The following is a 26169-nucleotide window of genomic DNA, read 5'->3' on the forward strand; positions in this document are numbered from 1 at the left end:
GGTTCAGCTTCAGTCCGCGCTTCCGATCCTCTCAGCCTGACCGAGCATCCCGCGCAGGTTCTCGAAGTAGCCGGCGACCGCGTCGCGCTCGATGCGGATCTTCTCCAGACGCTCCTCGGCGTCGGCGAGCAGCTCGGCCGAGCGCGCCTCGGCCTCGGCGACGATCGCGGCGCTGCGCTTCTCGGCGTTCGCGAGGATCTCGGATGCCGTCGCGCGCGACTCGTCGAGTCGCTTCTTCGCCTCGCGGGTCGAGTCGGCGGTGACCTTCTCGGCGTCGGCGCGGGCGGCGGTCGCGCGCTCGGCGGCCTCGGCCATCTGCGCGTTCGCCTCGTCGAGGTAGGTCTTCGTCGCCGCCGCGGCGGTCTGGTGGGCCGTCTGGTACTCCTTCTCGGCCTCGTCGCGGCGGGCGGTCAGCTCGACCTCGAGATCCGCGCGCGCCTGCTCGGCCTCGCGGGCGAGCAGCGCGCGCTGCTCGTCGGACTCGTGCTCGAGCTGCGCGCGGGTGGTCGTGCCCTCGGCGGCGAGCAGCTCGCGCTGGCGGGCGGTGTCGCGGTCGAGGTCGGCGCGCTCCTTGGCGATGTCCGACTCGAGCTTCGCGCGCACGTCGGCGAGATCGTGGTCGATCTCGGCGCGGCCCGCGGCGATCTCGGCCTCGAGCTCGGCCCGCCGCCCGGCGACCTCGGCCTCGAGGGTCTCGCGGGCGGCGGCGGCTTCGGCGTCGTACGCGGCGCGCTCGCTCGCGATCGCGGCGTCGTGCTTCTCGCGTGCGGTGGCGATCTCCGACTCGGCCGTCGTGCGCTGCGAGGCGAGCTCGCGCTCGAGCTCCGTGCGGGCGTGCGCCAGCTCGGCGTCGAGAGTGGCGCGGGCCTGCGTCGCCTCGGCCTCGAGGGTGGCGCGCTCGCGGTCGACGTCGGCCGTGAGGGCGGCGCGGGCGTCGGCGACCTCGGTCTCGATCGCGGCGCGGGTCTCGGCGGTCTCGGCCTCGAGGGCGGCGCGGACGCGCTCCTGCTCGGCTTCGAGCTCGGCGCGGCCGTTCGCGACGTCGGCCTCGAGCTTGCGGCGGGTGCGGGTGTCGTCGCCCTTGAGCTTGGCGCGACCGCTGGTGAGCTCCTTCTCGAGCGCGGCGCGGGCCTCCCCGACTTCCTGCTCGAGAGCGGCACGCGTCTCCGTGACCTCGCGATCGAGGGCGGCGCGGCCCTCGGTGTCGTCTTTCTCGAGCTGCGCGGTGACCTGTGCGACACGGGCGTCGAGCTCGGCGCCGGTCGTGGTGACGTGCTCGTCGTGCGCGGCCCGGGTCTCGGCGAGGAGCTTCTCGTGCGCTGCCGTCGTCTCGGCGATGTGCCGGTCGTGCTTCGCCTGCGTCTCGGCGAGGTGCTTGTCGTGCGCCGAGGTCGTCGTGGCGAGGTGGTTGTCGTGCTCGGTGCGGGCCTGCTTGAGCTCGGTCTCCTGCGCGGTGCGGGCGTCGCTCAGCTCGGTCTCGAGCTCGGTGCGCGCGGCCTGCACCTCGCTCGCGAGCTCGCTGCGCGTGCGCTCGACCTCGTCGGCCAGCTCGCGACGCGCCGTCGAGAGCTCGTCCGCCAGCGCCGCGCGGGCCGTGTCCACCTCGGTCGCGAGGCTCGCCTGCGTCGTCGACACCTCGGTCGCGAGCGCCGCCTTCGTCGTGCTGACCTCGTTCTCGAGCTCGGCGCGGGTGCTCGTGACATCGGCTTCGAGGGCGGCGCGGGTCGTGACGACCTCGTTCTCGAGCTGGATGCGGGTGATCTCGAGCTGGTTCGCGAGCTCGGCCGAGCGGGCCGAGATCTCGTTCTCGAGGGCCGCGCGCCGCGTCGTGAGCTCAGTCTCGAGCTCGGCGCGGGCGCGGGTCACGTGATCGTCGATCCCCGCTCGCTCGCGGGCGACGTAGGCGTCGGTCTCGGCCGTGTCCTGCGCGACGCGCGCCTCGATCGCGGCGGTCTTCTCGGCGACCTCGGCGTCGATGGCCGAACGACGCTCGGCGATCTCGGCATCCAGGGTGGCGCGGGTCTCCTTCTCGAGCGTCTCGACCTCCGCGGTGCGGCGGGCCACATCGGTGTCGAGCTGAGCCCGGGTGGATCCGAGGTGCGAGTCGTGCGCGGCGCGCTCGCTCGCGATCGCCGCGTCGTGGTCGGCGCGAGCCCGGGCGAGCTCGCCCTCGAGCTCGGCACGGCGCTGGCCGAGCTCGGAGTCGAAGGCCTCGCGCACCTGCGCCAGCTCGTCGGCGACCTCGGCGCGCGCCGCGCGCAGCTCTTCGGCGAGGTCGGCGCGGGCGGTGCGCTGCTCGACCTCGAGGGCCTCGCGAGCCGCGGCGGTGTCGCTGCCGAGCGCGGCGCGGGCCGTCGTCATCTCCTGCTCGAGCGCGGCGCGCTGCTTCGCGGTCTCTGCCTCGAGGGCGGCCCACTTGGCCGTCGACTCGTTGTCGAGCGCCGCGCGGTCGTCGGCGAGCGTGCGCTCGTGGTCGGTGCGACCCTGCTCGATCTCGTGAGCGAGGGCGGCGCGGGACTGCTCGCTCTCCGCCGTGAAGGCGGCGCGCTCGCGCTCGGTGTCGCGGGCGAGCGCCGCGGCGGCGTCGCGCGCCTCGGAGGTCTCGCGCTGGGCGACGACGCGCAGCTCGGCGATCTCGCGCTCGGCCTCGGCGCGCAGGGCGGCGGCCTCGCGCTTGGCGGCGGCGCGCGCATCCGCCGACTCGGTGGCGACGGCGCCGCGGATCGAGGCGGCCTCGCGGATCGCGTCCTGGGTGGCCGACTCGGCCGCGACGCGGGCCGAGGTGCGCAGCTGCTCGGCCTCCTCTTGGGCGTCGTCGAGCAGGCGCGTCGCCCGCTGCTCGGCCTCGCTGACGGTGCGTGCGGCGAGGGCGGCGCTGTCGTCGCGCAGCTTCTGCACCTCGGCGCCGACGCTCGAGCGCAGCTTCTCGGCGTCGATGTCGGCCTGGCTGATCAGGCGGGTCGCCTGCTCCTCGGCCGTGCGCAGGGTCGATTCGAGCTTCGTGCCGAGGCCGCTGTAGGTGGGGCTGCCGACCTCGTCGATCTCGGCCTGCAGATCTTCGACGACCGCCTGGAGGCGCTTGACCTCCTTCGCGGACTCCGTCTTGTCGGTGTTCGCCTTGATCAGGTCGCGTCGGAGAGTCCCGACGGCCTTGTCGACCTCGTCTTTGCGGTATCCGCGCAGCTCGGTGCCGAATCCGGTGTCGTCTGCCGCCACTGTCAGCTCTCCTGTCGTCGGCCGCTGTCGGGCGGGCCGAAAGTCGATCGGACCGTGAAAGTCTAGTGAGGCGGCGCAGCTGGGTTCTCCTCGCGTCCCCGGCGACCGGCGCGGCGCGGCGTCGTGCGATGCCGACGGGCGTATAGAGGCGACTCTCACGTCACTGTCAGCCCGATCTTGGGCTGAGAGCGGAGCGACCGGTATCCTGGGTTGTCTTTGTCTGCTGCTCCGCTGCGCCCAGCGCGCGGAACTCCCTCCACCGGACCGCCGGTGAACCCGTCGGGAGTGGGGCGGGCCACGAGCCGCCCTGCAGCACGAGAGGAGTTCATCCGTGAGATTCGTCCTCGCGATCGTGCTGTTCGTGTGCGCGCTCGCGTCGGCTGGCTATGGGATCGCGCAGCGCACCGTGCTCGCCGGTCCCGACCAGCTGACCGTGAAAGCCGAGGTGCGCTCTGACGCGCCGATCACCATCATCAGCGGAAAGACGCTGAGCTCGGTGGGCGGCGCCCAGCAGCTGACCGTGGGCGGCTCCGGCGAGGTCAACCTCGCCTACGGCCGCACCGCCGACGTCATGGCCTGGGTCGGTGACAGCTCGTACAACACCGTCTCCTACAACGCGGAGAAGGGCGCGCTGACCGGCAAGACCGTCGACGGCTCCGACTCCGATGCGATCCCCTCGGCGGTGGGCAGCGACCTGTGGCTCGATGAGAAGCGCGGCGAGTCGAGCGTGGCATGGCCGCTCAAGCTGTCGAGCGACTACTCGGTCATCGTCACCGGCGCGAAGGATGCGGCGGCGCCCGCCGACGTCAGCATCCGCTGGCCCCTCGACAACTCCGCGCCGTACTCGGGTCTGCTGATCCTCATCGGCATCGCGCTGCTCATCGCGGGCCTGCTCGCGTTCATCTGGGCGCTCGTGCACGCACGGCGTCGCCGCGGTCCGCGACGCAAGCAGCCGAAGCTCCCGCGCGCGCCGCGGCCCAAGGCCATCACCGCCCGCTCGTCGCGAGCGCTGCCCGCCGGCCCCAGCGCACCGCGCGGCGGTCGTCGCCGCGGATTCGTCGTGATCCCCGCGCTGCTCGTCGGCGCCCTGGCGCTGACCGGCTGCACGACGCTCAACGGGCTCACGGGCGCCGGCGGCGGATCGGCCGCGTCGCCGTCGCCGAGCGCCTCCGCCTCGGGCGCCGCCGCGACGAAGCCGGTCGCCGTCCTGCCCGCGCAGCTCGACAAGATCGTCGCGCGGGTGAGCACCTCGGTCGGTCGCGCCGACGCCGCGCTCGACGCCGACCTCGCCTCCGACCGCCTCACCGGCCCGGCGCTCACGACCCGCACGGCGAGCTACAAGATCCGCAAGGCCGACGCCAACCAGACCGCGGAGCCGTCGATCCCGGCGGCGAGCGTCGAGGTCGACCTGCCGCAGCAGAACGCCTCCTGGCCGCGCACCGTATTCGCGGTCGTCGTCGATCCGAAGCAGCCGACCGTCGCGCCGATGTCGCTCATGCTCGTGCAGGAGTCGGCGCGCAGCCAGTACAAGGCCGAGTACGTCATCCCGCTCGAGGCGAAGGCCAAGGTGCCCGACCTCGCGCCCGCCGACCTCGGCGCCTCGCGCGTCAAACCCGACGTGAAGTACCTCAAGATCGAGCCGAGCAAGCTGGTCGACGCCTACGCGGGCATCCTGCTGCAGGACACGGCCGCCCCCGACTACGACTTCTTCGACGCCGACGGCGACGCGCTGCGCACCGCGCTCGGCGCGAGCTACAAGGCGCAGCGCAAGGCGAGCCTGCCGGCGTCGGCCACGATCGACTTCACGCACGCGCAGGGCCCCGGCGAGACGATCGTGTTCGGCACGAACGACTCCGGCGCGATCGTCACGGTCGACCTCAACGACATCGAGACGGTCAAGCCCGCCGAGCAGGGCGCCGCGATCAACCCCGACGGCCGGGTCAAGCTGCTGTCGGGCATCTCGCAGACCACGAAGGGCATCCAGTCGACCTACGACGTGCAGCTGCTCTTCTACGTGCCGCTCGCCTCCGATACCGACCCCCAGGCGAAGATCAAGCTCCTCGGCTTCTCGCAGGTGCTGTCTGACGCGAAGGAGCTGCCATGACCGATCCCCGTCTCGCCGCCGGAGCGAACCTCCGCGGCGCCGTCGACCTGAGCTCGCTGGTGAACCGCGCCGCCGACCCGGAGGGCGCCGCGAAGGCCGCCGCGGCCGCCGACGGCTCGCAGATCGTGTTCGAGACCGACGACACCGCCTTCGAGCAGGTGCTGCAGCTGTCGAGCACCGTGCCGGTGATCATCGAGATCGTGGCCTCGGGACTCGAGCCGGCGCTGCCCGCGCTGGTGCGCAGCTACGGCGGGCGCCTCGCCCTGGCCGTGGTCGACGGCAATCGCAGCCCCGGCATCGCCCAGGCCTTCCAGGCGCAGCAGGTGCCGACGGTCGGCGCGCTCGTCGCCGGCCGCCCGCTCGGCCTCTACGTCGGCGCGGTCAGCGATGCGGATGCGCGCCAGGTGCTCGACCAGGTGCTGCAGGCCGCGGTGCAGGCGGGCGTCACCGGGCGCCTCGAGGCGGGAGAGGGCGACGAGGGCGCGGAGCCTGGCGAGCCGGTCGAGGAGCCGCTGCCGCCGCTGCACCAGGAGGCCTACGACGCGATCGGCGAGGGCGACTACGCCCGGGCGATCGCCGCCTACGAGAAGGCCATCGCGCAGAACCCGCGCGACGCCCAGGCGGTCGCCGGCCTCGCGCAGGTCTCGCTGCTCGCGCGGCTGCAGGGGGCGGATGCGCAGCAGCTGCGCAGCGCCGCCGCCGACGCGCCCGCCGATCTCGACGCCCAGCTCGCCGTCGCCGACCTCGACGTCAGCGGCGGTCACCTCGACGACGCCGCCGACCGGCTGCTCGACCTCTTCCTCGACCAGGACCAGGACGGCCGCGATCGCATCCGCGCCCGACTGCTCGAGTACTTCGAGATCGCCGGCCCCGACGACGCCCGAGTCGGGCGCGCCCGCGCGCGACTCACCTCGCTGCTGTACTGATCGCTGCTGCACTGCGGCGAGCGCCAGCGCAGTGAGCCGAGTCGGCCGCTGACGCGCGGTGCTCCCGCACACGACGGAGGCCGGCACCCCTCGGGATGCCGGCCTCCGTCGTCTCCGACTCGTGAGTCGTCGCGGGCCCTCAGGCGACCCGGAACTGCGGGCTCGCGGTCGCCGCGTCCTCGACCTGCGCCGCATCCTCGACCTGCGCCGCCACGCCCTCGGCCTCCTCGGGCTCGAAACGCAGCCACAGGCCGGCGAGCGGCGGGATCGTCAGCTCGGCCGACGCCGGCTTTCCGTCCCACGGCTCGGCGACCGCGGTGACGGACCCGAAGTTGCCCACGCCCGACCCGCCGAACTCCTCGGCATCCGTGTTGAGCACCTCGACCCAGCGCCCCGCTCGCGGCAGCCCGATCCGGTACGAGCCCGCCGGGTTGCCGCCGAAGTTCACCAGGCAGGCGAGCTGCGAGCCGTCGCGCGCCGTGCGCAGGAAGCCGAGCACGTTGGCCTCGGGTGACGACGTGATCCAGTCGAGGCCATCGGGGGAGGAGTCCTGCTCCCACAGCGCCGGGGTCTCGGTGTAGACCCGGTTCAGCTGCCCGACGAGCTTCAGCAGACCCTGGTGCACGGGCTGGTCGAGGATCCACCAGTCGAGCCCGCGCTGCTCGCTCCACTCGCTCGGCTGGCCGAACTCCGAGCCCATGAAGAGCAGCTGCTTGCCGGGATGCGACCACATGAACGCCAGGTAGGCGCGCACGTTCGCGAGCTTCTGCCACTGGTCGCCCGGCATCCGCCCCAGCAGCGATCCCTTGCCGTGCACGACCTCGTCGTGGCTGATCGGCAGCAGGAAGTTCTCGCTGAAGGCGTAGACGAAGCTGAACGTGATCTCGCCGTGGTGGTGCGAACGCCACATCGGGTTCTCGCCGATGTACGACAGCGTGTCGTTCATCCACCCCATGTTCCACTTCAGGCCGAAGCCGAGCCCGCCCTGGTCGCTGGGGCGCGTCACGCCGGGGAACGACGTCGACTCCTCGGCGATCATCACGATGCCGGGGTTGCGCTTGTAGGCGGTCGCGTTGACCTCCTGCAGGAAGCTGATCGCCTCGAGGTTCTCGCGGCCGCCGTGACGGTTCGGCAGCCACTGGCCGGCCTCGCGGGAGTAGTCGAGGTAGAGCATGCTCGCGACGGCATCCACCCGCAGCCCGTCGACGTGGAACTCCTCGAGCCAGTAGAGCGCGTTGGCGACGAGGAAGTTGCGCACCTGCGAGTCGCCGTAGTTGAAGATCAGCGTGCCCCAGTCCATGTGCTCGCCGAGCCGGGGATCGGGGTGCTCGTAGACGGCTCGTCCATCGAAGTTCGCGAGCGCCCACTCGTCCTTCGGGAAGTGGCCGGGCACCCAGTCCATGATGACGCCGATGCCGGCCTGGTGCAGGGCGTCGATGAGGTGCTTGAGGTCGTCGGGATGCCCGAAGCGCGACGTCGGGGCGTAGTAGCCGGTGACCTGGTAGCCCCAGGATCCGCCGAAGGGATGCTCCGCCAGCGGCAGGAACTCGACGTGCGTGAAGCCGGTCTCGCGCACGTACTCGACGAGCTCCACGGCCGCGGCGCGGTAGTCGAGTCCGGGCCGCCACGAGCCGAGGTGCACCTCGTAGACGCTCATCGCGCCCTGGTGCGGGTCGGTCGCGGCCCGGGTGCGCATCCACGCGTCGTCGTTCCAGGCGTAGAGCGTGTCGCCGATCTTCGACGCGGTCGACGGGGGCACCTCGGTGTAGCGCGCCATCGGGTCCGCCCGGGTGACCCACTGGCCGTCGGGCGTGAGGATCTCGAACTTGTAGTTGTCCCCGGCGCCGAGACCGGGCACGAAGATCTCCCAGACGCCCTGGTCGCTCAGCCGGCGCAGCGCATGGCCGGCGCCGACCCAGCGGTTGAAGTCGCCGACGACGCGCACGGCCTGCGCGTGCGGCGCCCAGACCGAGAACGAGGTGCCGTCGACGTCCTCGTGCGGGCGGTGATGGGCGCCGAGCCAGTGCCAGAGCTGCTCGCTGCGGCCCTCGCCGAAGAGGTACAGGTCGATCTCGCCGACGCTCGGCACGAAGCGGTAGGGGTCGCCGCTCGTCCACGAGGGGCCGTCGGCGTAGTCGGCGCGCACCTCGTAGGCCTGGCCCTCGCCGAGGGCGAAGCCGTGCCAGAGCCCGTCCTGCACGTGATTGAGGGGGACCTCGCTGCCGTCGGCGCGGACGACCGTCACGGCCTGGGCGAGGGGACGGATCACGCGGATGACCCATCCGCCCTCGACCCGGTGCGCCCCGAGGGCGTCGTGCGGGCGGGGGTGCCGGCCCTCCACGAGCGACAGGATGTGGTCGGGGTGCAGCTCGGGCAGCGCGCCCCGAGCGGTCGGCGGAGCCGAGACCGGATCGGGTGCGGCGTGGCCCCCGGCGGCGCTCGGAACGGTCGGTTTCTCGTCGTGCTCGGTCATCAGACCCCTCTCGGGTACTCGATCGCGAGGATGTGGACGGGTTCGGTGAACGCATCCAGTCGCACGTAGTTCTCGGCGCCCCAGGTCCAGCGCTGGCCGGTGATCAGGTCGCGCACCCCGAACTCGGCTTCCTCGTCGAGCCCCAGGGCCGTGAGGTCGAGGTAGACCATGCCCTCGCGCACCGAATGCGGGTCGACGTTCGCGACGACGATGACGCCGTCGCGGCGCCCGGAGCGCACGAACTCGGACTCGATCGTCTTGCTGTAGACGAGCAGCGCGTCGTCGCTCGACCAGTGCACGCGCAGGTTGCGCAGCTGCCGCAGCGCCGGGTGCTCGCGGCGCGCCTGGTTGAGCAGCGTCAGGTAGGGCGCGAGGGTGCGATCCTCGCGCTCGGCGGCGGCCCAGTCGCGCGGCTTGTACTCGTACTTCTCGTTGTCGATGTTCTCTTCGCTGCCGGGGCGCGCGACATCCTCGAACAGCTCGTAGCCGGAGTAGACGCCCCAGAGCGGCCCGCCCGTCGCGGCCAGCGCGGCGCGGATCTTGTACGCCGCCGGCCCGCCGAACTGCAGGTACTCGGTGAGGATGTCGGGGGTGTTGACGAAGAAGTTGGGCCGCATCCAGGCGCTCGTCTCGGTCGAGACCGAGGTGAGGAACTCCTCGAGCTCCTCCTTCGTGTTGCGCCAGGTGAAGTAGCTGTAGCTCTGCTGGAACCCGGCCCCGGCGAGCGAGCGCATCATCGCCGGGCGGGTGAAGGCCTCGGCGAGGAAGACGACGTCGGGGTGGCGTTCGTAGATCACGCCGAGCAGCCACTCCCAGAAGTCGAGCGGCTTCGTGTGCGGGTTGTCGACGCGGAAGGTCGTGACGCCCTGCGCGATCCAGTGCTCGACGATGCGCAGCACCTCGGCGCGGATGCCCTCCGGATCGTTGTCGAAGTTGACCGGGTAGATGTCCTGGTACTTCTTCGGCGGGTTCTCGGCGTAGGCGATCGAGCCGTCGGGTCGGGTCGTGAACCACTCCGGATGCGCCTCGACCCACGGGTGGTCGGGAGCGGCTTGCAGGGCGAGGTCGATCGCGAGCTCGAGCCCGTTCTTCTTCGCCTGGCCGAGGAACCAGCGGAAGTCGGCGAGCGTGCCGAGGTCGGGGTGCACGGCGTCGTGGCCGCCCTCGGCGGCGCCGATGGCCCAGGGGCTGCCCGGGTCGTGCGGGCCGGCGACCGTCGAGTTGTTCGGTCCCTTGCGGAAGACGCGGCCGATCGGGTGGATGGGCGGCAGGTACAGCACGTCGAAGCCCATCGCCGCGATCGCCGGCAGACGCCGGGCCGCCGTGCGGAAGGTGCCGCTCTGCCACGAGCCGTCTTTGCGCTGCTTCGCCCCCTCGGAGCGCGGGAAGAACTCGTACCAGCTGCCGACGCCGGCGCGCTCGCGCTCGACGCGCAGGGTGAGGGGCGCGCTCTCGGTCGTCAGCGAGGCGACCGGGGCGGCGCCGATCTCGCGGGCGAGCCGCGGGTCGTGCGCGACCTTGAGCCGGGCCTCGCCCGGGGAGGAGGTGTCGAGGAAGGCGGCGCGCGCCTCCGTGCAGACCTTGCCCTTGCGGCCCTCGAGCAGCTGGGCGCCCATCGCGAAGACGAGGTCCACATCCTGGTCGACCTCGACCTTGATGTCGGCGGTGTGCAGCCACGTGGCCCAGTCGTCGCTGTAGGCGCGGACGATCCAGCTCCAGTCGCCGAGCTGGTCGAGCTGCGCCTCGGTGCTCCAGCGGTCGCTGCCGGCGGCGCCCATCGCCATGCGCCGTGTCGTCACCGCGCCGTCGGGGGCGGTGAGCACGAGCTCGACGCCGAGCAGCCCGTGCCCTTCGCGGAAGACCGTGGCCGCGAAGGGGACGACCTCGCCGGCGAAGGCCTTCGCATCCCAGCGGCCCTCCGGCTGAGCGGGGGAGAGGTCGCGGATCGGGATGCGGCCGATGCGGGCCGGACGCTCGGGCAGCGGCTCGGCGGATGCGGGAGCAGCCGGGGCGCTTTCCGGCGGTGCGGGGTCAGGCGCCGGGGCGGAGCTCGGCGTCGCGGTCGAGGGGCGCTGGTTTCGCGGGGTGGTCGCCACATCCCGACCGTAGCGCGCGCATCCGTCGCTGTCGCGGGGGTCTCAGACCACAGCCAGGAGGCGACGCGATGGGGGACGATCTCGGCGGCTGGGGTACATCGTTTCGTACCCCGAATTGCGGGTCAGCCCGGATGCCCCCGGTTGTGTTGTACCCCGATTCGGCAACCGATTTCGTGCGAGAACTCGTCATTTTCATGGAAAATGCTGATGAGAACGCGTCGTGTGAGTTTGTACCCCATCCGTTCATACCCCGCCCCTCTACTGGGGACAGCCGCACGCTTGTCCGCATTAGAGGGGACTGTCTACTGTTTGTTTCACGGAGGCAATGATCCGCGCGCCGCACCGGGGGGACCGGACGACGCACTGCCTCTGAACTCGAAGACCCGAATCTCTCCACACCCGAATCTCACGAGGCGCCCGACCTCGACGACGGCCCGAACCGTCGCTCGTCGTCGTGCCCGCGTGCTCGTCGGCGGCCCGAATCCGCCACGGAAGGACACACCATGAACAAGCTCACCAAGGGCGCCATCGCCGGCGCCGCCGGCATCGTCCTCCTCATGGGCGGCGCGGGCTCGCTCGCCTACTGGACCGGCACCGCCTCGCTCGACAACGCGGGCCAGACCATCAACGCGGGCACCCTGACGGCCGTCAAGGTCACCAGCCCGGCCGCCACCGGCTGGCAGGTCAACGGCGCCGCGATCCCCGCGAACTACGTCGCCGTTCCCGGCGACGTGATCACCTACAAGCAGGACGTGAAGATCACCGCCTCGGGCTCGAACCTCAAGTTCACCCTCGCGCTCGCCGACTCCGCCATCACGGCCTCCGGCACGCAGGACACCACGAACCCGAACTTCGCCCTCAAGCAGCGCCTCGCCCAGACCAGCGCCTTCACCATCGGCGCCAGCCCGAAGGTCTCGCTCGTCACCGGCTCGACCAACACCTACAAGGTCGACTCGGCCGGCGACACCACCATCTCGGTGACCGCGACCATCACCTGGCCCTTCGACGGCACCACCAGCGGCAGCACCGTCGCCGCCGACAACCTCGCGAAGACCGGCGCCGTGAGCTTCGGCTCGACGGTCGTCAACCTCCAGCAGGTCCAGTAACACCTCGCGGGGCCGGATGCCCGACCATCCGGCCCCGCGGCACCATCCCGGGTCTCTCGACAGGCCCGCCGCCGACCGGCCCGAATCCGGTCGGCCTCCACCGACCGGACCCGAACCGGTCGGTTCCCGCCTGCAGCAACCCGACCCGAACGGGGCAGCCATGAGCCGCATCGCGCGCACCCTGCGCCGCAGCACGACCACCGTGTCGCGCTCGCGCCGCCGCGCCATCGCGCTGGCCGGGATGCTGCTGGGCGTCGGACTCGTGATCGGAGTCGTGTCGCGTCGTCGCGCGGCCGCGGCTCCGATCCGCGTCGACTCCGCGATCGCGCGACCGGTCGGTCTCGGCCGACTCCGCGATGTCAGCCGAGAGCGCGCGCTCGCGCCCGTCACCGCGCTGGGCGGCCGCGCCGTCGCCGTCGGCCTCCGCGCCGCGGGCCGCACCTCCATCCGCGGGATGCTCGCCTCCGCCGCAGCCCTCGGCATCGCCGTCGTGGTCGTCTCCACCGGCGCCGCCGGCACCTTCGCCTTCGTCAACTCCCAGGCCGAGGCGCGTCCCGCCTCGACCGTGTCGGCCGGCACCTTCTCGCTGAGCATCCGCGACACGAACGACACCCCGATCTCCGCGCTCCCCGTCTCGCCGATGAACCTCCTGCCGGGCGACTCGGTCAGCCAGCTCATCCGCGTCAAGAACACCGGCAACGCCGCCGCGGTCGTCACCGCGAAGCTCGACGTCACGTCGGCTCCTTTCGAGGTGCGCATCAACGGCGGCGTCGGCTCGAGCACGACCTGCCCGACGATCAACGACGCCGTGCTCGGCACCACTCCCACGCCGTCGGCGACGCTGCCGGCCGGGTTCACAGGCACCGTGTGCGTGCTCATCACCCTGCCCGGCAGCGCCACGCAGCAGAGCGCGACCGGCAACGTCAAGCTCACCTTCGACGCGAAGCAGGGCAGCTGATGCGCGCCGCACTCGCTCGCGCCGCCCGCGCCCACGGCGGGCGCCCGCTGCGCCTCGGGCTCGTCGCCGCCATCGTGACCGCGCTCCTCGTCTCGGGCACCGGCGCCTACGCGTACTGGACCACCAGCGCCGGCGTCACGGGCACGGCGAAGTCGGCCACGCTCGTCGTGACGGCGAGCAACTTCGGCGCGATCGGCTTCAGCAACGACAAGATCCCCACGGTCGGCAGCACCGACCTCGTCGTCAGCAGCACGGTGCAGGTGACGAACACCACCGTCACCGCCAGCAGCCAGACGATGAACCTCGATCTCGTGTTCACTGCGACCGGGGACAGCACCCTCCCCGGGGCGACCTCGCTCTCGGTCTGGAAGTCGACGGCGGCGGCGCCGTGCAGCACGACGGTGCCGTCGACCGACGTCACCAACGGCACCTGGGCGGGGCTGACCGCGCAGACCGGCGCGCTCGCCAAGAACGAGACCGGCACCTACTGCCTCGTCAGCCGGGTGCCGCGCGCCACGATCGCGACCGCGGCCGGCGGTCGCTCGATGACGCCCAGCGTCGTCGCGACGCTCAAGGTCGGCGGATTCACCACCGCGGCGACGGCTCTGCAGTCGTCGGTCTCGAGCCAGCGCGTCTACCCGGCCGCGACCCTCGACACCACCCGCTGGATGAAGGTCGTCGTGCAGTCGAACAGCTACTGCCTCGACGTGAGCGGCAGCGGAACCGCGAGCGGCACGAGCGTCATCAACTGGTTCGACTGCCATGGCGCCTCGAACCAGCAGTGGCGGTTCACGCCCGATGCGACCGGCGCCGGCTACTACGAGATCACTCCGCGCAACGCGCCCGCGCTGCGCGTCGACCAGGGTTCCTCGCTCACGGTCGGCGGTCCGGTCTCGGTGACCACCGACAACGGCAGCATCGGTCAGATCTGGCAGGCGCAGACCCTTCCGTCCGGACGGGTGCAGTTCGTCAGCAAGGCCTCCGGCCTGTGCCTGGAGGCGACGTCCGCCAACACGACGATGACGCAGCAGAAGTGCTCCGGGGCGGACAACCAGGCCTTCTCCGTCAGCGGTCTGACCCCGATCAGCTTCCCCGTCACCTGCACTCCGGCCGGAACGAACACGGCGCAGACGGCGACCTGGAGCTGGACGGCGGCGAACGGCTACGGGCCCTTCACCCTGCAGGCCTCGCGCAACGGCACCGTGCTGGCGACCTCGACCGCGGGGAGCGGTGCGGGATCGATCAGCATCGACACCAGCGCGGCGCTGTACAACGGCCTCAACAACATCCTGATCACCGATGCGACCGGAGCGACCGTGTGGTCGGGCGGCGTCACGATGCAGACGTCCACCTTCCTCTTCTGGACCACCCGCACGTTCTCGGGGTGCTCGTGATGCGCGCGCAGCGCAGGACCCGCATCCTCGCCTCCCTGCTCGCGACGGCCGCGGCGGCGGGGGGCGCCGTGGCCGTCGCGTCTCCCGCGCACGCCGACAGCTCGGGCATCGAGCTCAGCGCCGACGGCACCTACTTCGCCCGCACGCTCACGGCGCCGCTGTTCGACCCCTCGGCCGCGATGATCCCCGGCGGCTCGCAGGCGCGCGACTTCTGGGTGCGCAACGCCTCCGGCGCGCCCGCCTATCTGCGCGTGTCGATCGCGGACGTGCACAGCACCGACGCCGACCTCGCCGACGCGCTCACCGTCTCCGCCAGCACCTCCGGCGACGCCGGCACCCGCGTCGCGATCTCCGAGGCCGCGCCGTGCGCCGTGCTGACCGAGGGCCAGGTCATCCCGAGCGGCGGCACGCTGCGCGTCTCGGCGACCGCCGCGCTCGGCGACCTGCAGGGCCAGCAGGGGCAGGGCGCCTCCGCCGACTTCCGGATGCTCGTCAACCTCTCGAGCGTCAACCTCGCGGGCGGCGACCGCTACGCCTGCCTCGCCGACAGCGGCGAGGTGCCCGGGTTCTACTCCGGCGGCACGACCACGGCGGGCGGCTCCCGCTCGGCCGGAACGCGCGATGTGACGGTCACGGGCGGCGCCGCAGCCCCCAGCGCCGTGACGCCCGCGGAGGGTGCGCCGATCGCCGGCGGGTCGAGCGTGGGCGACGACGGACTGCTCGCCGCGGCCTGGAACTCCGCCGACCTCGACCAGTGGTGGATCGTGCTGCTCTGGATCGGCGGCGCCCTCGCGGGCGGCCTCGCCGTCCTCGGCCGCGAGCGTCTCCGCCGCACCCCGCGACCCGCGGTCGCCGCATCCACCTCCTCTTCCACCACCACGACCTCGGGAACCCCCGAGAACGGAGCAGCGTCATGAGCGCCATCGCCAGCACCACCGCATCCGCCGGTCTCGGCGACCTCGCCGCAGCGCCCGGTCGCACCGGCATCGTCGCCGACAAGCCCGAGAAGCGCCGCGGACCGCTGCACTACGTCGGCGTGACCATCAGCGCCGCGCTGCTGCTGTTCGTCGCGATCGTCGCCCTGCTCGTCGTCGCGATCCCCGCCGCGACCGGCTCGACGCCGTACACGGTGCTCACCTCGTCGATGGAGCCGAACTACCCGCCGGGCACGCTCGTCGTGATCAAGCCGGTCGCCGCCGCGAACATCGCGAAGGGCGACATCATCACCTACCAGCTGCACTCGGGCGAGCCCGAGGTCGTCACCCACCGCGTCATCGCCGTGGGCACTAACGACGCCGGCGAGCGCGTCTTCACGACCAAGGGCGACAACAACGACATCGCCGACGCGGCTCCGGTGCGCGAGGTGCAGGTGCGCGGCGAGCTCTGGTACGCCGTGCCGCTGATCGGCTGGGTCAACAACGTCATCAACGGCGGCACCCGCGCCGTCATCATCCCGATCGCCGCCGTCGTGCTCTTCGGCTACGCCGGGTGGATGTTCGTGGGCTCGGTCCTCGACCGTCGTCGTCGCCGCCGGGCCGCCGCCGAGCAGGCCTGACCCGCACCGGCCAGACCCGCATCGGCCGCCCGCGCGGCGGAAGCCCGTGACCACCAGCCCCTAGGCTGTCGCGGGTGAAGGCCATCCGTCGATTCACCGTCCGCGCCGTCCTCCCCGCTCAGCTCTCCGCTCTCGACGAGCTCGCCGCCAACCTGCGGTGGTCGTGGCACGAGCCCACGCAGCGGCTGTTCCGCGACATCGCGCCGCACCTCTGGGACCGGCAGCACCGCGACAGCCAGGGCCGCGACCCCATCGCGCTGCTCGGCGAGGTCGTGCCCGAACGGCTCGACGAGCTGGCCGCCGACAGCGAGTTCATCGCCCGCGCCGAGGCGCTGCGCGACGACCTGCGCCGCTACCTGAGCGAGCCGCGCTGGTACCAGTCGCTCGAGGGCCCCACGCCCGACACGATCGCCTACTTCTCGCCCGAGTTCGGCATCGCCGCGGCCCTGCCGCAGTACTCGGGCGGGCTCGGCATCCTCGCCGGCGACCACCTCAAGAGCGCCTCCGACCTGGGCGTGCCGATCGTCGGCGTCGGGCTGTTCTACCGCGCCGGCTACTTCCGCCAGTCGATCTCGCGCGACGGCTGGCAGCAGGAGTCGTACCCGGTGCTCGACCCCGACGGGCTGCCGATGCGCGTGCTGCGCAACCCCGACGGCTCGGCCGCGCAGGTCACCCTGGCCCTGCCCGAGGGGCGCGCCCTGGTGGCGCGGATCTGGAAGCTCGACGTCGGCCGGGTTCCTCTGCTGCTGCTCGACACCGACATCCCCGACAACGACGAGAGCCTGCGCGGGGTGACCGACCGGCTCTACGGCGGGGGAGGAGAGCACCGCCTGCTGCAGGAGCTGCTGCTCGGCATCGGCGGCTCGCGCGCGGTCAAGCTCTTCACCGGGCTCACCGGCCGCGCCCCGGCCGAGGTGTTCCACACCAACGAGGGTCACGCCGGATTCCAGGGGCTCGACCGCATCAACGACCTCGTGTCGCAGGGCCTCGCCTTCCCCGAGGCGCTGCGTGCGGTGCGCGCGGGAACGGTGTTCACGACGCACACCCCGGTTCCGGCCGGCATCGACCGCTTCGAGGCGGGGCTCGTCGCGCGCTACTTCGCGACCGACCTGCTGCCCGGCGTCGACGTCGCCGACGTGCTCGCGCTCGGCGCCGAGGACTACGACGGCGGCGTCGCCGAGACCTTCAACATGGCCGTCATGGGTCTGCGCCTCGCGCAGCGCGCCAACGGCGTCTCGAAGCTGCACGGCGAGGTGTCGCGCGGCATGTTCGGCGCGCTCTGGCCGGGGTTCGACGCGGATGACGTGCCGATCGGCTCGGTCACGAACGGCGTGCACGCCCCCACCTGGACCGACCAGCGCGTGCGCGCTCTCGCCGCCGAGACCTTCGGCGACGACGACAGCACCCGCGTCGACTGGAGCGACGAGCAGCGCCTCGGCGACGCCGCGATCTGGGGCCTGCGCCGCGACCTGCGCGAGCAGCTCGTCGACGACGCGCGGGCGCGGGTCGGCGCCGCCTGGGACGAGGAGAACCCCGGCATCGGCCGCCCGGTCTGGCATCGCTCGCTGCTCGACCCCGACGTGCTGACGATCGGCTTCGCCCGCCGCGTGCCCACCTACAAGCGCCTCACGCTCATGCTCCACGATCCGGAGCGGCTACGGGCGCTGCTGACCCACCCCGAGCGTCCCGTGCAGCTCGTGATCGCCGGCAAGTCGCATCCGGCCGACGACGAGGGCAAGCGCCTCATCCAGCGCCTCGTCGACTTCAGCCGCGAGGCCGACGTGCGCGAGCGGATCGTGTTCCTGCCGAACTACGACATCGCGATGGCGCAGAAGCTCTACCCGGGCACCGACATCTGGCTGAACAACCCGCTGCGCCCCCTCGAGGCCTGCGGCACCTCGGGCATGAAGGCGGCGCTCAACGGCTCGCTCAACCTGTCGATCCTCGACGGCTGGTGGAACGAGTACTACGACGACCGCAACGGCTGGGCGATCCCGTCCGCCGACAGCGCGGGGGATGCGGCCGAGCGCGACGCCCTCGAGGCCGCGGCGATGTACGACCTCATCGAGCACCAGATCGCGCCGCGGTTCTACGAGCGCGACGGCGCGGGGGTTCCGCAGAAGTGGGTCTCCGACATCCGCCACACGCTCGCGACCCTGTCGCCCGAGCTGTCGGCCGACCGCATGCTGCGGCAGTACGTCGAGGGGCTCTACCTGCCGGCCGCGCGCGCCGAGCGCACGATCGCCGACACCCGCTACCGTCCGGCGCGCGAGCTCGCGGCCTGGACGGCCCGCGTCGCCGAGGCGTGGCCGCAGGTGCACGTCGCCCACGTCGAGTCGGGCGGAGTGGATGCGACGCCGCAGGTCGGCGAGGAGCTGCAGGTGCGCGCCTTCGTCGAGCTGGGTGAGCTGACCGCCGACGACGTCGCGGTCGAGCTCGTGCACGGTCGGGCGCGCGAGGGAGATCAGCTCGGCGACGTCGAGCGGGTTCCGCTCGAGTTCGTCGCGCACGAGCTCGGCGCTCCGGCGACGTACACCGGCACGGTGCGCTTCACGCGCGCGGGCTCGTTCGGCTACACCGTGCGGGTCGTGCCGCGGCACGCTCTGCTCGCCTCGCCGGCGGAGCTGGGTCTCGTCGCGATCGCCTGAGCTCGAGCGGGTTCGGGGATCCGGCCTGGTTCGGGAGCCCGGGCGTGCTCAGGAGTCCGATGCGTCGACGCCGGCGATCGCCAGCGCGAGGATGAGTCCGACGAGCAGCAGCGTGCCCACGATCGCCAGCAGCGACATGACGAGGCCTGCGATCGCGGCGGGCCGCGAGGGGTAGGGGGCGCCGGCGGCGATCATCCGATTCGCCCGGCGCAGCCCGATGATCGACAGCACGAGTCCCGCGATCGCGAACGGCAGCAGCGCGAGCCCGAAGACGCCGAGGATCAGGCCGATCATCGCGGGCGGGTTGCCGCTCGAACGCTCCGCGGAGCCGGGTGCGGAGCCGGTCGCGGATCCGGTCGCCGAGCCGGTGGCGGGCGCCCACGCCCGCTGCGGCGCATCGACCGAGCGGCTCGGCGCACCCGACATGCCGCGCCGCGACTCCGACCAGGAGACGCCGTTCCACCAGCGCTGCACGCCGGCGCGCTCGGGGTCGGCGTACCAGCCGGGGCAGTCGGAGGAGGTCGGCATCGTGCAGCGGGCGATCAACGGGCGATGTCGGCGACGGCGCCGCCGGTGACGGAGAGCAGATCGGCGGGAGCGAGCTCGAGGTCGAGGCCACGGCGGCCGCCGCTGACGAACACGCTCTCCCACAGCTCGGCGCTCTCGTCGAGCACGGTGTCGTGGCGGTTCTTCTGGCCGATCGGCGAGATGCCGCCGACGACGTAGCCGGTGCGCTTCTGGGCCAGCTCCGGGTCGGCCATCGCCGCCTTGCGGCCGCCGACCGCCGCGGCCAGCGCCTTGAGGTCGAGCTTCGTGGTGACCGGCACGATGCCCACCACGAGGCGTCCGTCGACTTCCGCGACCAGGGTCTTGAACACGCGATCGGGCTCGACCCCGAGCGCCTCGGCGGCTTCGAGTCCGAACGACGCCACACGCGGGTCGTGCTCGTAGGCCCGCTCGGTGAAGGGGATGCCGGCCGCGGTGAGCGCGCGGATCGCCGGGGTGCTCATCCGCCGTCCACCGCGACGACGATCCGGGCGACGAGGGTGCCGATCGCGATCACGACGCCGATCGAGCCGATGGCGATGCCCGCGATCGCGAGGCCGCGGTAGGCGCCGGCCGGCGCGTTCTCGCGGATCATCCGGTTCGCCCGCCGCAGTGCGGCGATCGAGAGGGCGACGCCGATGACGCCGCCGAATCCGCTCGAGAGCCCGAGCACGCTGACGACGAAGCCGGCGATCGCGTAGCCGTTGGTGCGGCGGCGGGCGTTCGCGGCGCCGTAGTACTGAACCGGGGCCCCGGGCGAGCCGGGGGCGCCACCCGTCGGGGAGGGAGCCGCGGCGTATGGATTCGGCTCGTAGGGGTTGACCGGGCTCGGCGCGCCGCCGGCGGGCGTGAGAACGAGGTTGACACCGGGGGCGGGCGCCGTCGGCGGAGTCGGCGGGGCGCCGTAGGCCCCGTAGCCGGTGACGGCGCCGCCCGAGGTCCAGCCCGGCGCCCCGCTCGCGGCGGTCGTCGGCGGGTATCCCGCAGGAGTGCCGGGAGTGCCCGATGGCGCGGCGCCCAGCGTCGGCGGGCCGGCCGACGAGCTCGGGATCGCCGGAGGCGCCGTGGTCGGCCGGAACGCCGCCGACGAACCGGGTGCCGGTGCATCGCGCCGCGCATCCGACCAGCCCGCGCCGTTCCACCAGCGCTGGCCGCCCCGGCGCTCGGGATCCGGGTACCAGCCTGGCGAATCGGAGCTGTCGGGCATGAGCACAGACTAGAGCCGGCGCGGCGTCAGCGACTCGCGCTCAGCGCCGCCGTCAGACCCGCCGCGAGCAGAACCAGCACGAGCAGCCCGCTGAGGCACCCGGCGAGCGCGACGCCGGTCAGGGCGAGGCTCCGGCGCGCGATCGCCGCACGTCCCGCGGCGACGAGCAGGTTCGCGCGGCGCAGGCCGCGCAGGGCGATGATGAGCGCGACGGGCGCGATGACCCAGACCGCGATGCTCACCAGCGCGAGCACGAAGCCCGCGACGGCGGTGCCGTTCGAGTCGGGCAGCTCGCGCGCGGACATGCCGCCGAGCCTACAAGCGAGTGCACACAGGTCCGCTCCCCGCGGCCGAGGCGACGAGCTCAGACGGTCGGCGGATGCGCGCGCAGCAGCAGCATCGAGGTCGGTCCGACCGTGAGCTGCTCGCCCGGCACGTGGTCGGCGGCGAGGCCCGAGATGTCGTCGTGCGACGAATCCCAGAGCAGCGTGTAGCCGCCGACGCCCTCGTGCGCCGGCAGCGTCACCTCCACCGGCGCCTCGACGCCGTGCACGATCAGCAGGATGCGGTTGAACTCCTCGAACTCGGGCGTCGACGCCGCGAGGTACTGCAGGGTGCGCTGGCTCGGGTCATCCCAGTTCTCGCGCGACATCGCCTCGCCGGCGGTGTTGTACCAGTCCATCTGCGTCGCGCTCGGCACGGTCTCGCCGAAGCGGCCGAAGCGCACGGGGCGCAGCGCCGGGTTCTCGCGCCGCAAGCGGGTGAGCGTGCGCGTCACCTGCAGCAGCTCCTCCTGCCAGTCGTCGCGCTCCCAGTGCATCCAGGTGAGCGGGCCGTCGTGACAGTAGGCGTTGTTGTTGCCGTTCTGGCTGCGGCCCCACTCGTCGCCGGCCGTGATCATCGGCACCCCGGCGCTGAGCAGCAGGGTTCCGAGCAGATTGCGGATCGCCTTGCGCCGGGCGGCGAGCACCGTGCGGTCGCGCGTCGGACCCTCGACGCCGTGGTTGTAGGAGTGGTTGTCGCTCGAGCCGTCGCGGTTCTCCTCGCCGTTGCCGAGGTTGTGCTTCGTGTCGAAGGCGACGACGTCGGCGGCCGTGAAGCCGTCGTGGGCGGTCACGAAGTCGATCGAGGCGAGGGGCCCGCGCTGCGACGAGAAGACGTGGTTCGAGCCGGCGATGCGGCCGGCCAGCGAGCCGATGCCGTGCTGGGCGGTGCCGTGCGCGCGGGCGTGCGCGACGTCGGTGAGCCAGAAGGTGCGGATGCGGTCGCGGTAGCCGTCGTTCCACTCGGAGTAGCCGTCGGGGAAGTTGCCGACCTGCCAGCCGCCCATGCCGACATCCCACGGCTCGGCGATCATCTTCTGGTCGCGCAGGGCCGGATCGTCGAGGATTGCGCGCAGCAGCGGGTGCTCGCGCTGGAACTCGGCGTTCTCGTCGCGCCCGAGCGTGGCCATCAGGTCGAAGCGGAAGCCGTCGACCTGCACCTCCTCGCTCCAGTAGCGCAGCGAGTCGAGCACGAGCCGCTGGGCGGCCGGCTTCGAGTAGTCGACCGTGTTGCCGCATCCGGTCGTGTCGATGTAATCGCCGTCGGCGGTCTGGCGGTAGTAGCTGCGGTCGTCGATCCCCCGCAGACTCGTCACCGGACCGCGCGGGCCCTCCTCGGCCGTGTGGTTGTAGACGACATCCAGCACGACTTCGAGTCCGGCCTCGTGCAGCAGCCGCACCATGCCCTTGAACTCGCGCAGCACCGCGCCGGTGCCGCCATGCTGCGCCTCGCGCGAGGCGTACGCCGCGTGCGGGGTGAAGAAGTTGAGGGTGTTGTAGCCCCAGTAGTTCGCGAGGCCCATCTTCGTGAGCCGCTGCTCGCTCACGAACTGCTGCACCGGCAGCAGCTCGACCGTCGTGACGCCGAGATCCTTGAGGTAGTCGATTGTCGAGGGATGCGCGAGGCCGGCGTAGGTGCCGCGCAGCTGCTCGGGGATGTCGGGGTTGAGCTTCGTGAGGCCCTTCACGTGCGCCTCGTAGATGACCGTGTGGTCGAGCGGCACGCGCGGCTTGGCGACACCGCCCCAGTCGAAGGCGTCGTCCTGCACGTAGCCGCGCCATTCGCCCGTGCCGGTGCGGGCGAGGCCGCGCGCGTAGGGATCGATCAGCACGGTGTCGGGCGAGAAGCGCTGCCCCTTCGGCCCGCGCACGCGCAGACCGTAGCGGGCGCCGGGGCGCAGTTCGGGGCTCGTCGCGCTCCAGACGTCGCCGCCGTCGCCGTCGGCGTCGCGTGTCATCCGGATCGTCGCGGTCGTCCACGCCGGGTCGCGCTCGTCGAAGAGCAGCAGATCCATCGCGGTGGCGTTGGCGCTCCACACGCGCAGAGTGCCGCCGTCGGGCCCGCTGCGCACGCCGAGATCGCGGAGCAGATCGGGGGAGGGCATGCGATCTACGATAAAGCGGCGCACGTTACGCCCGTGTCACAGCGCGGCCCCAGAACGGGTGCGCGGGGCCCCAGTACGGAGGACGGCATGACGGTCTACCTCGACCACGCCGCGACCTCGCCGCTGCGGCCGGCGGTTCTCGACGCCTACGCGGCGGCGCTGCGCACCGTCGGCAACCCCTCGTCGATCCACGCCGACGGGCAGCGCGCGCGCGAGGTGCTCGAGGAGGGACGCGAGCGGGTCGCGGCCTCGCTCGGCGCGGATCCGATGGAGATCGTGTTCACCTCGGGGGGCACCGAGGCGGTCAATCTCGGCATCAAGGGGCTGTTCTGGGCGCGGAACGCCGGGGGAGGCGCTGGCGCTGGCGCTGCGGCAGCGTTGCCCCGCCCGCGCATCGTCGTGCCGCGCGGCGAGCACCACGCGACGATCGACTCGGTCGAGTGGCTCGAGCGGCACGAGGGCGCCGAGCTCTGCTGGGTCGAGCTCGACGCGACCGGGCGCGTCCGCCTCGACGACCTCGCCCGCGCCCTCGGCGACGGCGGCGACGTCGCGCTCGTGACCGCGCTGTGGGCCAACAACGAGGTGGGCGCCCTGCAGCCGGTCGACGAGATCGTCGCGCTCGCGACCGCGGTCGGCGTTCCGGTGCACCTCGATGCGATCGCCGCCTACGGCCAGGTCGAGGTGGATGCGCACCGCACCGGCGCCGCCGCGATCAGCGTCTCGGCGCACAAGATCGGCGGGCCGGTCGGCGTCGGCGCGCTCGTGCTCGCGCGCGGCTGGGATGTCGAGGCGCTGCTGCACGGCGGCGGCCAGCAGCGCGGACGCTCCGGCACGCAGGACGCCGCCGGCGCGGCCGGCTTCGGAACGGCGGCGGCGCTCGCCGCGGAGCAGCTTGCGGAGCACGCCGCGCGCCTCGCCGCACTGCGCGACCGTCTGATCGCCGGCGTGCTCGCCAACGTGCCCAGGGCGGTGCTGCGCGGGCCGGCGCCGACGGGGACCGCACCCGGCTCGGCATCCGTCGTCCGCCTGCCCGGCAACGCCCACTTCACCTTCGACGGCTGCGAGGGCGACTCGCTGCTGATGCTGCTCGACCTCGAGGGCTTCTCCGTCTCGACCGGATCCGCCTGCCAGGCCGGAGTGCCGGAGCCCTCGCACGTGCTGCTCGGCATGGGCGTCGACCCCGCGACCGCCCGCGGCGCGCTGCGCTTCACGCTCGGCCCCGACACGACCGCCGACGAGATCGACGCGCTGCTCGCGGTGCTGCCGGGCGTCGTCGATCGCGCCCGCTCCGCCGGCCTGGCGCGGCGCATCCCCTCGCTCGGCCGCTGAGCGGCCAGCGGTCCGGGCGGGTCGCGCTTACCCTGGAGTCATGAGGATCCTCGCGGCGATGAGCGGCGGCGTCGACAGCGCCGTGGCGGCCGCGCGCCTCGTCGAGGCCGGTCACGACGTGGTCGGCGTGCACCTCGCCCTCAGCCGCAACCGCGGCACCCTGCGCACCGGCAGCCGCGGCTGCTGCACGGTCGAGGATGCGCTCGACGCGCGCCGCGCGGCGAACCTGCTCGGCATCCCCTTCTACGTCTGGGATTTCAGCGAGCGCTTCGCCGACGACGTGGTCGACGATTTCATCAGCGAGTACGCCGCGGGCCGCACCCCGAATCCGTGCCTGCGCTGCAACGAGCGCATCAAATTCGCCGCCGTGCTCGAGAAGGCGCTCGCCCTCGGCTTCGACGCCGTCGCGACGGGGCACTACGCCGAGATCCGCGAGGATGCCGCGGGCCACCGCGAGCTGCACCGCGCGGCCGCCTGGGCGAAAGACCAGAGCTACGTGCTCGGGGTGCTGACCGCCGCGCAGCTGGACCACGCCGTGTTCCCGCTCGGCGCGACCCCCTCGAAGGACGAGGTGCGCGCCGAGGCCGCCGCCCGCGGACTCACGGTCGCGGCGAAGCCCGACAGCTACGACATCTGCTTCATCCCCGACGGCGACACCCGCGGCTGGCTGGCCGACAAGATGGGCGCCGAGCCGGGCGAGATCCTCGACCAGTCGGGCGCGAAGGTGGGCACGCACGCGGGCGCTCATGCTTTCACGGTGGGTCAGCGCAAGGGCCTCAACCTCGGCGTTCCCGCCCCCGACGGTCGGCCGCGTTTCGTGCTGGAGGTGCGTCCGTCGTCGAACCAGGTCGTCGTGGGGCCGAAGGAGGCCCTCGCGGTCGCCGAGCTGGCGGGCGCCCGCTTCAGCTGGGCCGGACAGCCGCCGGTGGATGCCGAGGCCGGCTTCGCCTGCCAGGTGCAGGTGCGCGCTCACGGCGAGCCGGTGCCGGCGATGGCGCGGGTCGTGGATGCGGGTGTCGACGCCGGCTCGGCCGCTGCGGCCGGTGCGCGCGAGCTGGTCATCCGCCCCGAGGCGGCGCTCGACGGCGTCGCGCCCGGGCAGAGCGCCGTCGTCTACGTCGGCACCCGCGTGCTCGGTCAGGTCACGATCGACCGCACGGTGAGCGCGGCGCCGCTTCCGGCGGCGCTGCCGGTTCCCGTCTGAGCCCGATCCGCTCCGACGGCCGCATTCCCGGTCAGGCGGGTCAGACCGGTGCGCCGAGCTCCGCGTCGAGCGCCCCGAGCGCGGCGTCGACGAGCCGGTGGTCGTCCGTCTCCTCGTGGGCGGTGATCGTGACCACCGCATCCCGCTCGGCGTCGACGACGACGTACTGCCCGTAGCGTCCGTCGAGGCGCCAGGTCGAGCCGCGCTCGTCCCACCCCGCGATCGCGTAGCGCGCGAACGGCGCCGGGGCCCCGGTCTCGACCCAGCCTGAGTGCATCCCGTCGATCCACGAATCCGACACGATGCGCCGCTCGCTGCCGCCGTCGCGCCACAGCCCGCCGTCGCGCAGCACCCGGCCGATGCTTGCGAGCTCCTCGGTGCGCAGTTCGAGCCCGGACCCGGCGACGATCCCGCCGAGCGGGCAGCGGTGCCACTGCGGGTTGTCGATCCCGAGAGGGTCGAACAGACGGGGGAGCAGCCAGTCGCGCACGTCGCCGACGACCGCCCCGAGCATCCGCATCGCGACGTAGGTGCTGGCGTCCGAGTACTGGAAGACGGAGCCGGGGCCGCGACTCGGTCGGCCGAGCATGGCCTGCGCCAGGTCGGCGCCGGGCACCGGCTGGTCGCCGAACCACTCGAAGTCGATGCCGCTCGACATCGTCAGCAGGTGGCGCAGCGTGACGCCCTCGACGCCGACGCCGAGCTCGAGGCCTCCCAGCAGCTCCGGCACGCGGGTGTCGAGCGTCAGCAGTCCCTCATCGACGGCGATGCCCGCGGCGAGGGCGCTCACGCCCTTCGACACCGAGTACAGATTGACCCGGTCGTCGCTGCGCCACCGGTGCCCGGCCGCGTCGTCGGCGCCGAGCAGGATGTGCACGCCGTAGGCGCCGAGCCGGTCGGCATCGACGGCGGTCACGAAGCGGTCGCGGACCCTCTCGGCTGCGCTCATGCGGCCAGTCTCGCCGACGCCGCCGACACG

Annotated in this window: 19 protein-coding genes; 10 read left to right on the forward strand and 9 right to left on the reverse strand. The window is 72.7% G+C overall.

The features are described from left to right. Nucleotides 1-9 precede the first annotated feature (9 nt). Nucleotides 10-3216 (reverse strand): coiled-coil domain-containing protein, encoded by a 3207-nt coding sequence (locus FJ657_RS06040; RefSeq protein WP_141162814.1) that lies wholly within the window; start codon nucleotides 3214-3216, stop codon nucleotides 10-12. A gap of 331 nt (nucleotides 3217-3547) precedes the next feature. Between FJ657_RS06040 and FJ657_RS06045 the strand changes: the two genes are divergently transcribed. Both FJ657_RS06045 and FJ657_RS06050 read left to right on the forward strand, forming a co-directional pair. Beyond that, nucleotides 3548-5320 carry a DUF8094 domain-containing protein gene (locus FJ657_RS06045; RefSeq protein WP_141162815.1) on the forward strand — a complete coding sequence of 591 codons (1773 nt, stop codon included), beginning with the start codon at nucleotides 3548-3550 and terminating at the stop codon, nucleotides 5318-5320. Further along, a complete protein-coding gene (locus FJ657_RS06050) occupies nucleotides 5317-6246 on the forward strand; it encodes a co-chaperone YbbN (protein ID WP_141162816.1) in 930 nt (309 codons plus the stop codon). Before FJ657_RS06045 ends, FJ657_RS06050 begins: the two co-directional genes overlap by 4 nt. Nucleotides 6247-6385: 139 nt before the next feature. On the opposite strand, the gene glgB is transcribed toward FJ657_RS06050, so the two are convergent. Then, on the reverse strand, nucleotides 6386-8719 hold the full coding sequence (gene glgB / locus FJ657_RS06055) for a 1,4-alpha-glucan branching protein GlgB (RefSeq protein WP_141162817.1): 2334 nt from the start codon (nucleotides 8717-8719) through the stop codon (nucleotides 6386-6388). Next, complete coding sequence (locus FJ657_RS06060; RefSeq protein WP_255447295.1) at nucleotides 8719-10665, reverse strand: alpha-1,4-glucan--maltose-1-phosphate maltosyltransferase; 1947 nt, start codon at nucleotides 10663-10665, stop codon at nucleotides 8719-8721. Before FJ657_RS06060 ends, glgB begins: the two co-directional genes overlap by 1 nt. A 653-nt stretch (nucleotides 10666-11318) precedes the next feature. Between FJ657_RS06060 and FJ657_RS06065 the strand changes: the two genes are divergently transcribed. The 6 genes from FJ657_RS06065 to glgP all read left to right on the forward strand — a co-directional run bounded on the left by FJ657_RS06065 (nucleotide 11319) and on the right by glgP (nucleotide 18476). Continuing rightward, complete coding sequence (locus tag FJ657_RS06065; protein ID WP_141162819.1) at nucleotides 11319-11921, forward strand: alternate-type signal peptide domain-containing protein; 603 nt, start codon at nucleotides 11319-11321, stop codon at nucleotides 11919-11921. A gap of 160 nt (nucleotides 11922-12081) precedes the next feature. After that, on the forward strand, nucleotides 12082-12879 hold the full coding sequence (locus FJ657_RS06070; RefSeq protein WP_141162820.1) for a M73 family metallopeptidase: 798 nt from the start codon (nucleotides 12082-12084) through the stop codon (nucleotides 12877-12879). Next, nucleotides 12879-14273, forward strand: a complete 1395-nt coding sequence (locus tag FJ657_RS06075) for an RICIN domain-containing protein (protein ID WP_141162821.1) — start codon at nucleotides 12879-12881, stop codon at nucleotides 14271-14273. The genes FJ657_RS06070 and FJ657_RS06075 overlap by 1 nt, the downstream gene beginning before the upstream one ends. Beyond that, nucleotides 14264-15190, forward strand: coding sequence for a hypothetical protein (locus FJ657_RS06080; protein ID WP_141162822.1), 927 nt, complete (start codon nucleotides 14264-14266; stop codon nucleotides 15188-15190). The genes FJ657_RS06075 and FJ657_RS06080 overlap by 10 nt, the downstream gene beginning before the upstream one ends. After that, entirely contained in the window at nucleotides 15187-15828 is a 642-nt protein-coding gene (locus FJ657_RS06085) for a signal peptidase I (protein WP_141162823.1), read from the forward strand. Before FJ657_RS06080 ends, FJ657_RS06085 begins: the two co-directional genes overlap by 4 nt. A gap of 74 nt (nucleotides 15829-15902) precedes the next feature. Then, complete coding sequence (glgP, locus tag FJ657_RS06090; RefSeq protein ID WP_141162824.1) at nucleotides 15903-18476, forward strand: alpha-glucan family phosphorylase; 2574 nt, start codon at nucleotides 15903-15905, stop codon at nucleotides 18474-18476. 48 nt (nucleotides 18477-18524) lie between these two features. On the opposite strand, the gene FJ657_RS06095 is transcribed toward glgP, so the two are convergent. Genes FJ657_RS06095 through glgX form a run of 5 tightly spaced genes read right to left on the reverse strand, consistent with a single transcriptional unit; the run spans nucleotide 18525 to nucleotide 22657 of the window. Then, complete coding sequence (locus FJ657_RS06095) at nucleotides 18525-19004, reverse strand: DUF2510 domain-containing protein (RefSeq protein ID WP_141162825.1); 480 nt, start codon at nucleotides 19002-19004, stop codon at nucleotides 18525-18527. A 14-nt stretch (nucleotides 19005-19018) separates the two neighbouring features. Further along, entirely contained in the window at nucleotides 19019-19486 is a 468-nt protein-coding gene (gene ybaK / locus FJ657_RS06100) for a Cys-tRNA(Pro) deacylase (RefSeq protein ID WP_141162826.1), read from the reverse strand. Then, nucleotides 19483-20229 (reverse strand): DUF2510 domain-containing protein, encoded by a 747-nt coding sequence (locus tag FJ657_RS06105; protein WP_141162827.1) that lies wholly within the window; start codon nucleotides 20227-20229, stop codon nucleotides 19483-19485. The genes ybaK and FJ657_RS06105 overlap by 4 nt, the downstream gene beginning before the upstream one ends. Before the next feature lie 26 nt (nucleotides 20230-20255). Then, the gene (locus FJ657_RS06110) at nucleotides 20256-20534 is read right to left on the reverse strand and encodes a hypothetical protein (protein WP_141162828.1); all 279 of its coding nucleotides are present in this window, start codon (nucleotides 20532-20534) and stop codon (nucleotides 20256-20258) included. Between the two features lie 59 nt (nucleotides 20535-20593). Then, the gene (glgX, locus tag FJ657_RS06115) at nucleotides 20594-22657 is read right to left on the reverse strand and encodes a glycogen debranching protein GlgX (protein WP_141162829.1); all 2064 of its coding nucleotides are present in this window, start codon (nucleotides 22655-22657) and stop codon (nucleotides 20594-20596) included. A gap of 87 nt (nucleotides 22658-22744) precedes the next feature. Between glgX and FJ657_RS06120 the strand changes: the two genes are divergently transcribed. After that, nucleotides 22745-23986, forward strand: a complete 1242-nt coding sequence (locus FJ657_RS06120; RefSeq protein WP_141162830.1) for a cysteine desulfurase family protein — start codon at nucleotides 22745-22747, stop codon at nucleotides 23984-23986. A gap of 40 nt (nucleotides 23987-24026) precedes the next feature. Further along, nucleotides 24027-25190, forward strand: a complete 1164-nt coding sequence (mnmA, locus tag FJ657_RS06125) for a tRNA 2-thiouridine(34) synthase MnmA (RefSeq protein ID WP_141162831.1) — start codon at nucleotides 24027-24029, stop codon at nucleotides 25188-25190. Nucleotides 25191-25230: 40 nt separating this feature from the next. Here mnmA and FJ657_RS06130 read toward each other — a convergent pair whose 3' ends face one another. After that, nucleotides 25231-26139: a serine hydrolase domain-containing protein gene (locus tag FJ657_RS06130; protein ID WP_141162832.1), complete on the reverse strand. Its 909-nt coding sequence runs from the start codon at nucleotides 26137-26139 to the stop codon at nucleotides 25231-25233. Between the last annotated feature and the right edge of the window lie 30 nt (nucleotides 26140-26169).

Source organism: Schumannella soli, from assembly GCF_006517435.1.
Lineage (GTDB): Bacteria > Actinomycetota > Actinomycetes > Actinomycetales > Microbacteriaceae > Schumannella > Schumannella soli.